Here is a 12,650-nt window from a genome sequence, read left to right as displayed (position 1 = left end):
GGCTGAAGGGATCGGTCTTGAAAACCGACAGGGGTGTTAAAGCCCGCGGGGGTTCGAATCCCTCTTCCTCCGCCATACTATTGTCTATTCAAAGCTTCTTTTGAGAAAAAGAAGCTTTTTTTTATGTTTAAAAGAATAGCGAATGGGAATTAGGTAAATATAAATCATGGATTAGGTACTTTTTATTTGAAAGAGTAGGGTAAATTTGCTAATCTAAACGTATATGGTGCTTTTGCGCCAAAATGCTTACATATTTTGAAGGAGGAATTATTCATGGCTTACAAATTACCAGAACTACCTTATGCATACGATGCACTGGAACCACATATCGACAAAGAAACAATGAATATTCACCACACAAAACATCACAACACATATGTTACAAACCTAAACGCTGCTGTTGAAGGCAAAGCGGATTTAGAAAGCAAAAGTATTGAAGAGTTAATTTCAAACTTAGATGCTGTTCCTGAAGATATCCGTACAGCAGTACGCAATAACGGTGGCGGTCATGCGAACCACTCATTATTTTGGACAATCCTTTGCCCTAACGGCGGCGGTGCTCCAACTGGTGAATTAGCAGACGCTATCGCTAGCAAATTCGGCAGCTTTGATCAATTCAAAGAAGAATTTGCAAATGCAGCTAAAACTCGCTTCGGTTCTGGCTGGGCTTGGTTAGTTGTAAACAACGGCGAATTAGAAGTAACAAGCACACCAAACCAAGATAGCCCATTAATGGAAGGCAAAACGCCAATTCTTGGTCTAGACGTTTGGGAGCACGCTTACTACTTAAATTATCAAAACCGCCGTCCAGATTACATTTCAGCATTCTTTAATGTTGTAAAATGGGACGAAGTTGCTAAGCGTTACGACGCTGCAAAATAAGCTGAAGACGTATTTAAGAGCCAGTAAAGTAATTATTACCTTTACTGGCTTTTTTGTTTTCCAATTCTTTTACATATCTCCTTTTCTTTTTCACACACTAGGTGTAGAAGAGAAAAGGAGTTTTTTGATATGCCTTTATTAAAAAAAGTAGTTGGAGATGTAGAAGTTAGTAAAGATTTACTTTTGCTTTTAATTATAGGCGGTCTTTATGCCTTGGCTATTTCAATTTCCAATTCGTTTGTTAACATTTATCTGTGGAAACAATCAGGCGAATTTTCGGATCTCGCTATTTATAATTTAGCGGTAGTGGTGCTTCAGCCGCTTACGTTTATTTTAGCAGGTAAATGGGCCAAACGAATTGACCGGGTTGTGGTTTTAAGGTTAGGCGTATCTTTTTTAGCTGTTTTTTATATCGCTGTATTGGTCAGTGGAGCTAACGCAGCCGAGTATTTAGTATTGCTTGGTGGACTGCTGGGTATAGGATATGGCTTTTATTGGCTAGCTTTTAATGTGCTAACTTTTGAAATTACAGAACCTGATACAAGAGACTTTTTTAACGGATTTTTAGGGATCTTAAACTCTTTTGCAGGGATGATTGGTCCTTTAGGAGCGGGCTTTGTTATTTCCGCTTTGTATGAATCACTTGGGTATAAAATTGTGTTTGGTGTATCTCTGCTATTGTTTGTCGGTGCCGTTGTGCTTAGTTTTTTTATTACAAGACGCGCAGCTGAAGGAGTATACAAATTTAAAGAAGTGTGGGCTGAACGAAAAGTCAACAAAGACTGGAATCGAATATTACAGGCTCATTTCTTTCAAGGATTGCGTGAAGGTACGTTCATTTTTGTCGTATCCGTTATGGTATTTATTACGACGGGAAGTGAATTAGCTTTAGGAACTTATGGACTGGTGAATTCAGCGGTGGCGTTTGTAGGATACTATGTAGCCTCAAGATTTATTAAGCAAAAAAACCGCCTTCGATTTATTTTCACCGGGGGCCTCCTTCTCTATGGAGCAGTCTTTTTGCTTATCTTTAACTTATCGTATCCAAAGTTAATTATATATGCTGTTTGTATTGCCATTGCCTATCCTATTTTGTTGGTTCCATTCATTTCTCTAACGTACGATGTGATTGGACGAGCAAAGGACGTTGTTTCAAAAAGAATCGAATACATTGTTGTCAGAGAAGTATTTCTGAATATTGGGCGCGTTGTTTCCATATCTTTATTTTTAATAGCCGTACTATTTTTTGATGAAGCAAAAAGTATTCCCATTTTATTAGCTATTGTTGGAGCAGGGCATACGATCATTTATTTTTGTGTAAGACATATCTCACAGCCTCTGCACAAAAAAGAAACGACTGTTACTCCTCCAGTATTAAATGAAGGAGACGGAGAGTCTCCAGCTTAGAGTATTATCAGCTCCTTCATTTGTACTATGGAAAATGCCTCGCTTTTCTTTTAGAATAAATACGTTGTGTAAATAGGCACCTGCCAGGTGTCTATTTATTTGCTAAATGTCTGATTTTATGGTGTTATGGTATATATGTTTTATAAAGTGTAGGTGTTGGTATGAAAAAGAAAAAAAGAAGAAAAAGTCACGTGCCTTTTCGTGTGAACTTACTTTTCTTGACCGTATTTGCCCTATTTTCCGTATTAATTTTGCGGTTGGGACTTGTTCAAATTGTGTACGGTGAGAATTACGAACGAGAAGTCGAAAAAACACAGGACGTTACAGTCAGTACGCCTGTTCCTCGAGGGAAAATGTACGATCGGTATAACCGCGTAATTGTAGATAATACCTCTTTAAATACGATTACATATACTCGTTTTCAAGGAAATACAGCTGAAGAAAGGCTGCGCATCGCTAAAAAGTTAGCCACTATGATCGATGTTCCTTACACCACAAATGTGATTGATATTCCAGAAAATAGAAAGAACAAAGATGCTAAAAACGTGGTAAAAATTACAGAACGCGACATGAAGGATTATTGGATTATGCTTCACCCTAAAGAAGCGGAGCAGAAAATTACGAAAGCTGATCGTAAAAAAGTTCAAGATGGTGAAATGACTGATGACGAACTGTATCAACGTCAGTTAGACCGCATTTCTAAAAAAGATTTAGAAAGTTTAAAGAGTGATTTAGAAGTTCTAGCTATTAAGCGCCAAATGGAGGCAGGGTATTCTAACACCCCGCAAATTGTTAAAAGCGGTGTGACAAATGAAGAGTATGCCGTTGTAAGTGAGCATTTAGATGAACTTCCGGGTGTTGATACAACAACGTATTGGGATCGCTCATACCCAGAAAACAGCACTCTCCGTACTTTGCTTGGAAATGTATCCTCTGCCAACGAGGGTCTGCCCAAAGATAAAGTACAGTATTACTTATCAAGAGGCTATAGTCGAAATGACCAAGTTGGGACGAGCTATTTAGAGAAGCAATACGAAGCTCAGCTCAGCGGTCAAAAAGAAAAAGTCCAGTATGTAACAGATGATAAAGGAAATCTCCTTGATACAATTCAAGTGTCGAAAGGCGAACGCGGCAGTGATTTAGTTTTAACTATTGATATGGAGCTTCAAAAAGCGGTAGAAAAACAAATTACGGACCAGCTTTTAGCCAAAAAGAAAATGAAAGGAACGCAGTTTTTAGACCGTGCTTTTGTGATTATGATGGATCCTCACACAGGAGAAATCTTAACAATGGCAGGTAAAAAATACACCATTGATAAGAAGACTGGGGTACCTAAAATAGAAGATTTTGCATTAGGGAATATTTCAACATCTTATACAATGGGCTCTGTTGTAAAAGGGGCAACGGTTCTAGCTGGCTTAGATTCAGGAGCTATTAAGCCAAACACAGTGTTCGTTGATGAACCGTTAAAAATTAAAGGAACACCAATTAAGAAATCAGCTGAGGCTGAGGGGTTAGGACCCTTAACGTATTCATCCGCGTTAAAATATTCATCCAACGTATTTATGTTTAAAACGGTAATGGCGATGGCTGGATTACAGTACCACAAGAACATGACTTTACCGATTAAACCTGACACATTCAGCGAACTGCGTTCGTACTACAGTCAGTTCGGCTTAGGCGTATCAACAGGCATAAACCTCGATAACGAATCAACAGGTGTACAAGGCGGAAGCAATGTTCCAGGTACAGCGCTTGATTTAGGAATTGGCCAGTATGATACGTACACGCCGCTGCAGCTTGTTCAATATACTTCTGCAATAGCTAATGGAGGGTATCGCATCAAGCCGCAGCTAGTAAAAGAAATCCGAAAGCCAACGATAAAAACCGATGAAATTGGCGGTACGCAGCATTCATTTGAACCTGATGTGTTAAATCGTATCACGATGAAAGAAGAATACATTAAAGATGTTCAAAATGGCTTTAAGCGGGTTACGCAGGAACAAGGCGGTACAGGGTACGCAGCTTTCCATACAGCGAACTATAATCCTGCTGGTAAATCTGGAACGGCACAAGCCTATGAGAAAAACCCAAGCGGAGGGGATCCAATTAAAGTTAATAATTCAAACTTTGTGGCCTTTGCTCCGGCAAATGATCCTGAAATTGCAGTAGCTGTCGTGGTACCATCGGCATTTGTGCCAAGTGCACCAAATACCATTACAAAAGAGCTTGCTCGTTCTGCGCTCGATACGTATTTTGATTTAAAGAAAAAAGGTGAACAAGAAGTAAAAGATCAAGAAGAGAATCAACAGGCTGTCATTGCAAACGACGCCAATTAAAGAGGCTGGGAAAAAGCATATTAGTTGAAGTAAGATCCGAACGACGTTGATTAAGAATCAACGCTGTTCGGATTTTTTTATTGAGAGGGTGAACGTAGATTTCATGTAAGTAGGTGCTTTAAGCGGTTGATTGGAGGGCAGGGCGAAGACTTCTGCCGGAAAAGCGGAAGAAGTGAGACCCCGCAGGAGCGGAAGCGACAACGAGGCTCACCGGCCGACTGCTTGCACGGAAATCAACAGTGGTGTCAGAAGAAGTGATTCGTACTGGCTTATTTATCTAATTTACTTATCTTTATATCAAATTAATTTAGTTATGTCTCAACCTCTTCTTTTTTGTTAGAAATCTTTACATATATGGTTTTTTATTGAATTTAAGGGTCGTAAGAACTAGTTTTTTACCTAAAAAACACGCAGATAGGCCTTCATTTACAAAAGCTTTACATTGAGTTAAAACACAATTAATAGTCGGCTATTATTCTGTAAGTGTAAGGATTAATAGAAATGATCAAAATAAGGGGAAGCGTTCGGCTTCTCGTATGTATTTACACTAATAGTAAACAATAGATATTAAATAGACATAGAGAGACTTTTATTGTGCTCAAAACGGTTAAAGACGATGAAGGAGGATTATCCAATGGCAATAACAATGGAATTGACTAACAAAGAAAAAGTGAATACTCCGCAAACAAAAGAAATTGTATATAAAACAAAAGGTTTGAATTTATGGTATGGCAACACACATGCCTTAAAAAATATTGATTTAGACATTCATGCTAACGAAGTTACCGCGATCATCGGTCCATCGGGCTGCGGAAAATCAACATATATTAAAACGTTAAATCGTATGGTAGAAATGACGCCAATTGTCCGTACATCAGGTGAAATTGAGTATAGAGGAAAAAATATTTTTGATAAATCGTACCATGTGGAAGAGCTGCGCACGCAAGTAGGAATGGTTTTCCAAAAACCAAATCCGTTCCCAAAATCTATTTATGATAATATCGCGTACGGTCCAAGAATTCATGGCGTTCGCAACAAGAAAAAACTAGATGAAATTGTTGAAAAAAGTTTACGAGGAGCAGCTATTTGGGACGAAGTTAAAGATCGTTTGAATCAAAATGCGAATGGGTTGTCAGGTGGACAACAGCAGCGTATCTGTATTGCGCGCTGCTTGGCTATTGAACCCGACGTTATTTTAATGGATGAGCCTACTTCTGCACTCGATCCAATTTCGACATTAAAAGTAGAAGAGTTAGTACAAGAATTAAAGAAAGACTTCAGCATTATTATTGTTACACATAATATGCAGCAAGCGGCACGTATTTCAGATAAAACAGCATTTTTCTTAAATGGAGAAGTGGTAGAGTACGCAGAAACAGATAAAATCTTCTCAATGCCATCTGATAAACGCACAGAAGATTATATTACAGGTCGTTTCGGTTAAGACATACAAGGAGATGGGATGAGTGGTTGTACGCGAAAAGTTTCATGGTGATTTAAAGATATTACGTGAAAAATTATTAGAAATAGGGCGCTTAACGCATGAGGCGTTATCAAAATCAATTGAAGCGTTGCAAACAAGTAACGTTGAGCTGGCGCTAGAAATTATCGACGGTGATTCATACGTGGATGACTTAGAAGAAGAAATTAATGACCTAGCTATCCTACTGATTGCAAAGCAGCAGCCCGTGGCTATTGATTTAAGACGTATTATTGTGGCAATTAAAATTGCTTCGGATGTTGAGCGTATGGCAGATTTTGCCGTTAATGTAGCAAAATCAGCTATACGAATTGGAAACGAAGAATTAATTAAGCCGTTAGAACATGTAAAGAAAATGCACGATATTTCGATTGAAATGCTGAGCCTTTCGTTAAAAGCTTATCACGAAGAAGATCTTGTGTTGGCTAAAAAAGTAGCGGAAATGGACGATCAAGTGGATGAGCTTTACGGAATAACAATTAAAGAACTTTTAAGTCTTGCTAAAGAAAAGCAGGAGGCTATGAATCAAATTACACAGCTTTTATTTGTAGCCCGTTATTTAGAGCGTATGGCTGATCATACCACTAACGTAGCAGAAAGCGTATTTTACCTTGTAAAAGGCAAACGCTACGATTTAAATGAATAGTGGAAAAAGAGGCTGGGACAAAAGTGTTTTAGTTGAAGGAAGATCCGAACGATGAATCGTTCGGATTTTTTTCATTGTATCGAGAAACGTAGGTTTAATGTAGCTGCTTCTAGCTGTTAATGAGAGGGAAGGGCAAAGACTCCTGCAGGAAAAGCGGAAGCGACGAGGAGGCTCATCGCCGCCCTCGGAAAGCGACATTTTGCACGGAAATCAACAGCGGTGTAACAAACGATTCATACAGGCTCATGCATCCAATTTGCTGGCCTGGATTTTTTAACACAAATCGACAAATTGCGTTTATTGTGGCAACTTTTTCTGAATGGTAAGATGTTAATAAGTTTATACGGCATTTATATGTAGAAAAAACAATCTAAGAAACGAAGTGATAAAACAGTGGCTCCTAATCTTATTCAAAACTTAAATGTGTGTATAGCTACTCAGCTTGACTCATCTCGTATTTATGTTCACTGGTCGTTTTCAGAGCATATTCGAGAAATGGTAGAAAGTATGTTTTCGACACGATGGGAAGAATTGAATCTAGCTATGTGTACGTATGATATAACAGGCCTTCATTTTAACGGCCATGAATCAAACCGCTATTATATGAAGGGTCTTACTCCTAAGCAAGACTTCATATTTATGAATAGCTTGGAAAGTGAGCGCACGTATGTAATAGATATTGGTATTCAAGATAAAGAAGGAAGTTTTTTTTCCCTTCTTCGTTCGAATCCGGTTTATTTGATGAAAGAACAGCATGAACAAGTGAATGTAACGTCGTTGAGCTGGATGTACGAACCTGTAAAAGTTCACCAGGGTGTTCAAAATGAATTTAGCACATATTCCTTATATTCAAATGACTTGGAGCAGGTGAAGAAGCAATATGAATAGTGATGACTGTATTCTTTTAACTTATATGCATTATCCGTTGCTACATGTACTTCAAGCAGAGAGTGAGTATCCGCTGTTTGAACAAGTAACGAACGAATTCATCCCTTTTTTAGATCAAATTGAGTCTGAAAAATTGATAGGTGCAACAGCTGTGATGTCTTGTGTATTTTTGAACGTATTAAACGACGAGGAGTTTAATACTCGTTACGCTCAGTATTTACACCAGTTTTCAAGCCGGCAGCATCAGAGAGCACTCACTTTTTTAAAAAAGTGGGACGGGAGCTTGTTCTCAGCCTGCAAATATTTCTTTCAGCATGACATGCTGGAATGTATTCCTACTACCGTAACGAACGCGTTCGTTTCCATCCTTAAAACAGAACAAACATTAAATCTCCAAATTACAGAAGCAATACGTGTTTTTCAACAGTTTTTTGAAAAAAAGCCCGTCGGTTTTTTTATACAGCAAGGAGAGTATACTCATCAAGTAGATATGCTCCTGAAATCTCATGAAATGCGCTACACCTTTGTGAAGTCATCAACAGATGAACTAAAAAAGTCCCCTGCTGGTATTATCTTGTTTCCATATCCTAAGCAAGGAAAACAAGTTGAGGAAGGAACAATGAATAAAGCGAGCGCTGTTTTGGATTTGAAAGCGAAGGACACGCTTGGCTTTCAGCGAATGCAAGCAGCAAGCGGTACATTTCAATATCCTTTAGATTACGCGAGGGATATACAGCTTCATCAAAACGAAACTCTTGCACTCTACGGTGCAACAAAAAGCGCCGAATTTGTCAGTGAGAACAATCAATTGTTTATTTCAACCGTACAGAAGTCAGAGGCGATGCTAGGTGTGATCGATTTTAAACATCCTAGCGTGGTGAATGCCATCTACCGACAGTGGCTCCTTTTAAGTAGCAGCGATTGGCTTTATACTTTTGAAAAAGTCAGGGGTGAATACGAAAGGCAAATAAAGCTGTTTGATTTTCTCTGTCACGAAGAGAATCCAAGGATGGATAGTGAAAACAGTTTTCTTTCAGGAAGTTCTTTTTTATACCCTGTAAAAGAGATAGAGCCGTCGGCTTTATCAGTAAATCAATATAAAGGCGGTCTCTCCATTTTAATGCTTGCATGGGAATTCCCTCCTCTAGTTATCGGAGGACTTGCACGACATGTATTTGATTTATCCAGAGCGTTAGCTAGAGCGGGTCATCACGTTAGTGTATTAACGACGTATGTAGAGGGGCTGCCGGAATATGAACGTTTATACGGTGTTCACGTTTACAGAGTTAAAAGCCTGCAGCCTCATCATCCGGATTTTTTGACATGGGTAAACAGTTTGAACGTGGCTATGGCTCTTAGAGGACTGGAGTTAGGCTACAAGCTGTCTTTTGACGTTATTCATGCTCATGACTGGCTTGTTGCATCCGCAGCAAAATGTTTAGCAGATAAAACGGATAGGCCGCTAATTACGACCATTCATGCGACAGAACATGGGCGCAATAATGGTATTCATAATGACATGCAGCAGAAAATTCACTTGCAAGAAGAGGAGCTGATTCGACAATCAAGCTCAATCATTGTCTGCAGCGACTATATGAAGAAAGAATTAATCACTTTATTTCACGTAGAACAGGATAAAATTGCTATATTTCCAAATGGAATTGACAAGCAGCTGGTAGTCGACGCAGTAAATGAACGGTTAAAAGAAAGTTTACAAAAGAAATATAATTTTAGAAAGGCCCCTATTATTTTTTCAATTGGACGAATTGTATATGAAAAAGGATTTCAGCTATTTATTGAAGCAGCGGAACTATTTAAGAAAAAACAAATAGATGTTCAATTTGTTGTGGCGGGAAAAGGGCCTTTACTTCATGAATTTCGAACACAGGTAAGTGAAAAGCAATTAGACAAATACGTGTATTTTATTGGATACATTACCGATAACGAACGAAATCAACTTCTTCAAGCTTGCAAAATGGTTGTTTTTCCAAGTCTATATGAACCTTTTGGAATTGTGGCTTTAGAGGGGATGGTAGCCAAGAAGCCAACCATCGTTGCCGATACAGGAGGTCTAAGCGATATTGTTTCACATTTCGACACGGGCCTGACGTTTGCCAGAGGAGATACGCTCGAATTAATCAACTGTATTGAATTTTTGTTAAAAAATGAAAAAATAGCTGCGAAAATCAGCGAAAATGGGTATAGAAAAGCAACAACGATGTTTAGCTGGGAGAAAATCGCTATCGATACAAGTAAGCTGTTTCAACATCACATTTGCCAGGATAAAAAAAGGAGGGAGGCAAAAAATTGAAAGCCATTATACTTGCTGGCGGTAAAGGAACAAGACTGCAGCCCTTGACCTACACGATTCCAAAGCCTATGCTGCCGCTTTACGATAAACCTGTGATGGAATATAGCATTGAACTGCTTAAGAAACATGGAATTACAGAGATTGGGATTACGCTGCAGTATAGGCATGAACAAATTATTGAATACTTTGGGGATGGCTCTCAGTGGGGAGTGACGCTTACTTATTTTATCGAAAAAGAGCCTCTTGGAACAGCGGGCGGAATTAAGCGAGCAGAGGCCTTTATTGAGGAAGACTGTATTATTATTAGTGGAGATGCCTTAACAGAAATTAATCTTCAAGACGTTATTCATTTTCATTATGAACAAAAAAGCGAAATGACCATTGTTACAAAAGAAGTAAACGACGTGCGGGGTTATGGAGTGGTGACGATAGATGAAGGGAATCGAGTCACGGGATTTGTAGAGAAACCCACCTACGAACAGGCCAATAGCCGATTGATTAATACGGGAGTGTATGTGATCAAAAAATCCGTTCTTGATTACGTGAATTCTTATGGTCCTACAGATTTTAGCTTTGACATTATCCCGCTTCTTTTGGAATATAATCATACTGTGTGCAGTTTTGTAACAGAGGATTATTGGATTGATATTGGGCAAATCCACCATTATCGTCAAGCACACTATGATCTGTGGAGCAAGTGGTTTGGCGATAGACAGGAAAGTATTGTCTCAGATGACGCGCTTATAGAAGAAGGGGTGACTGTTTACGATCCGGTTTACGTAGGAGAAAATGTGGTGATTAGAAAAGGTGCTTCAATTGGTCCTTACACGATTATCGGAACCAATAGTATCATAGAAGCACATGCTGCAATCGATAAAACGATTTTGCTTCAAAACGTAACGGTGGGGGCAGAATCGTTTTTATACAACGCTACGATAGGTCCGTATGTAAATGTTCAAGCAATGACTACGTATGTCCAAGATACAGTAGCTGAAAATCAAGTGCTACCTCAACTTTCTGTAAAACCAGATGTTTCTATCTTCAAAAACGGTCGCCTGTATGTACATTCATCTGTTGATCGAGAAAGACTATACAATGCGTTATTACTTGTATGCAAACATCAAGGATCGTTCTGTCTAGCAAGCGATGATGAAGGAGAAGCCACTCAACTTCGCAAAGAATGCTTTTCTTTTTTACGGAGTAATCATTCAGCTGTGTATGATATTAAAAAAGAAGCTCTTCCGGTATTTCGATATTACATGATGACTTCACAAGCGAGCATTGGTATTTATATTGGTGTGGATAGCAAAAACAGCGGTCTGTTTTTAGAAATATATGATAATAAAGGACAATTAGTTAATCAGCTTATTGAAAAAAAGATTGAGCGGATGTATCTTCAAGCTAAAAAAGCAAACATAACGACTTCTGTTTCAATTAAAGAAACAAGCATAGGAAATATCAGGGAAGAATATTGTGATGCTTTAGTAAAATCAATTAATCAGCATGTTTTATTAGAAGACAGTACGCGGATTGGTGTGATTTGTTCACCGTTTATACAGGAAGTTGTCGAATTATTATGTAAGCGTCTTCGTATCCATGTGTTATTTTTAAACAAGTGGGAGAAAACAGAAGAAACCAAACGAATAATTAAACGAAATAAGCTGTCTTTTTGTATTCAGATTAAAGAAGATGGAGAAACATTTGCTCTATATGATGAAAAAGGCTGCAGCGTAAATGACTCAGAAATTATGTCGCTTTATATTTATAGCGTATACATGACAAAAAAAGTAGCATTCGTTCCTATTCCTATACACTATTCATCCACATTAGAAACATTTGCTCAATCTCTCAATCAATCATTTATGAGGACAAAAGCAAAAAAACGTGATTTGCTTAGTCTTTTGGGGCCTGTTCAATTTCAGTTAGATGCCATGTACGCTTTATGTCAGCTGATCGAATTAATTATGGTGCAGCAGCGGAAAATTTCTGAAATGATTCAATATGTCCCCCACGCTTATATGAACTGGCGCTATATTTCATGTCCGCTAGAAATTCAAGAACAAGTGATGAAGAAGTTATTAGAAGAAGCAATCGGTAAACAAGTGTATGTCATTGATGGTTTAAAAATTTACCATGATCCTCATGAATGGACGCTTATTTTGCCCGATGGTCACTTGCCTGTATTAAATATTTATTCAGAGGCGTTAAATACTCAGACTGCCAAGAAGCTGTCGGCATATTTTGTAGAAAAAATACAAGAATATCAAAGAGTGTAAATAATGGATTTTATTTAAAAGAAAGGAAGTACGCCTCTCATAAAAAGAGTTCCGCCTATTTTAAGAAACTTCATCTATATATAAGGCGTAGCAGAGAAGGAGCTCAGGACTCTAAGAGGAAAGAAAAAGTGAAGAAATGAAATTAAATGACTTTCTTCAAAAAAACAGACTGGCATTTCCTTTCGAAAAATGATATTATATTAAAGTCTGATTTATGTTTATAATGTTTGGAGGGAAAATAGATGCGCGTAAACGTTACATTAGCTTGCACTGAAACTGGTGACCGTAATTACATTACAACTAAAAACAAGCGTAATAACCCAGATCGTCTTGAGTTAAAAAAATACAGCCCAAGACTTAAAAAAGTTACACTTCATCGTGAAACAAAGTAAGCAGTAGGAGTACAATCCTGCTGTTTTTT

Annotated in this window: 11 protein-coding genes; all 11 read left to right on the top strand. The window is 38.2% G+C overall.

All coding sequences use genetic code 11. From position 1 onward, the window contains the following. Window positions 1-273: 273 nt before the first annotated feature. On the top strand, window positions 274-882 hold the full coding sequence (sodA, locus tag ACRPLY_RS22255) for a superoxide dismutase SodA (protein ID WP_013059198.1): 609 nt from the start codon (window positions 274-276) through the stop codon (window positions 880-882). 129 nt (window positions 883-1,011) lie between these two features. Beyond that, window positions 1,012-2,289, top strand: a complete 1,278-nt coding sequence (locus ACRPLY_RS22250; RefSeq protein WP_047749833.1) for an MFS transporter — start codon at window positions 1,012-1,014, stop codon at window positions 2,287-2,289. Window positions 2,290-2,450: 161 nt separating this feature from the next. Next, window positions 2,451-4,628 (top strand): peptidoglycan D,D-transpeptidase FtsI family protein, encoded by a 2,178-nt coding sequence (locus ACRPLY_RS22245; RefSeq protein WP_033579690.1) that lies wholly within the window; start codon window positions 2,451-2,453, stop codon window positions 4,626-4,628. Between the two features lie 126 nt (window positions 4,629-4,754). Beyond that, the gene (locus ACRPLY_RS22240; RefSeq protein ID WP_321201870.1) at window positions 4,755-4,886 is read left to right on the top strand and encodes a hypothetical protein; all 132 of its coding nucleotides are present in this window, start codon (window positions 4,755-4,757) and stop codon (window positions 4,884-4,886) included. A gap of 388 nt (window positions 4,887-5,274) precedes the next feature. Beyond that, complete coding sequence (gene pstB, locus ACRPLY_RS22235) at window positions 5,275-6,072, top strand: phosphate ABC transporter ATP-binding protein PstB (RefSeq protein ID WP_370506071.1); 798 nt, start codon at window positions 5,275-5,277, stop codon at window positions 6,070-6,072. 22 nt (window positions 6,073-6,094) lie between these two features. After that, a complete protein-coding gene (gene phoU, locus ACRPLY_RS22230) occupies window positions 6,095-6,754 on the top strand; it encodes a phosphate signaling complex protein PhoU (RefSeq protein ID WP_013059193.1) in 660 nt (219 codons plus the stop codon). A gap of 119 nt (window positions 6,755-6,873) precedes the next feature. Then, the gene (locus ACRPLY_RS22225) at window positions 6,874-7,080 is read left to right on the top strand and encodes a hypothetical protein (protein WP_165635141.1); all 207 of its coding nucleotides are present in this window, start codon (window positions 6,874-6,876) and stop codon (window positions 7,078-7,080) included. Window positions 7,081-7,147: 67 nt separating this feature from the next. Then, window positions 7,148-7,642, top strand: coding sequence for a DUF4912 domain-containing protein (locus ACRPLY_RS22220; RefSeq protein WP_034271122.1), 495 nt, complete (start codon window positions 7,148-7,150; stop codon window positions 7,640-7,642). Continuing rightward, entirely contained in the window at window positions 7,635-9,953 is a 2,319-nt protein-coding gene (locus ACRPLY_RS22215; RefSeq protein WP_432232112.1) for a glycosyltransferase, read from the top strand. Before ACRPLY_RS22220 ends, ACRPLY_RS22215 begins: the two co-directional genes overlap by 8 nt. Beyond that, window positions 9,950-12,229: a sugar phosphate nucleotidyltransferase gene (locus tag ACRPLY_RS22210; RefSeq protein ID WP_367030885.1), complete on the top strand. Its 2,280-nt coding sequence runs from the start codon at window positions 9,950-9,952 to the stop codon at window positions 12,227-12,229. Before ACRPLY_RS22215 ends, ACRPLY_RS22210 begins: the two co-directional genes overlap by 4 nt. Window positions 12,230-12,471: 242 nt before the next feature. Then, complete coding sequence (gene rpmG / locus ACRPLY_RS22205) at window positions 12,472-12,621, top strand: 50S ribosomal protein L33 (RefSeq protein ID WP_013059189.1); 150 nt, start codon at window positions 12,472-12,474, stop codon at window positions 12,619-12,621. The last annotated feature ends 29 nt before the right edge of the window (window positions 12,622-12,650 follow it).

It is taken from the genome of Priestia sp. TGN 0903 (assembly GCF_050846855.1).
Lineage (GTDB): Bacteria > Bacillota > Bacilli > Bacillales > Bacillaceae_H > Priestia > Priestia zanthoxyli.
The sequence above is the reverse complement of the archived record's forward strand: the minus strand, read 5'-3'. Positions and strand labels throughout refer to the sequence as shown.

Excerpts from the sequence above, each read along its gene's own strand:
- ACRPLY_RS22215 (WP_432232112.1), top strand. The coding sequence starts at position 7,635 with ATGAATAGTGATGACTGTATTCTTTTAACTTATATGCATTATCCGTTG.
- rpmG (WP_013059189.1), top strand. The coding sequence starts at position 12,472 with ATGCGCGTAAACGTTACATTAGCTTGCACTGAAACTGGTGACCGTAAT.
- sodA (WP_013059198.1), top strand. The coding sequence starts at position 274 with ATGGCTTACAAATTACCAGAACTACCTTATGCATACGATGCACTGGAA.
- ACRPLY_RS22225 (WP_165635141.1), top strand. The coding sequence starts at position 6,874 with ATGAGAGGGAAGGGCAAAGACTCCTGCAGGAAAAGCGGAAGCGACGAG.
- pstB (WP_370506071.1), top strand. The coding sequence starts at position 5,275 with ATGGAATTGACTAACAAAGAAAAAGTGAATACTCCGCAAACAAAAGAA.
- ACRPLY_RS22250 (WP_047749833.1), top strand. The coding sequence starts at position 1,012 with ATGCCTTTATTAAAAAAAGTAGTTGGAGATGTAGAAGTTAGTAAAGAT.
- ACRPLY_RS22245 (WP_033579690.1), top strand. The coding sequence starts at position 2,451 with ATGAAAAAGAAAAAAAGAAGAAAAAGTCACGTGCCTTTTCGTGTGAAC.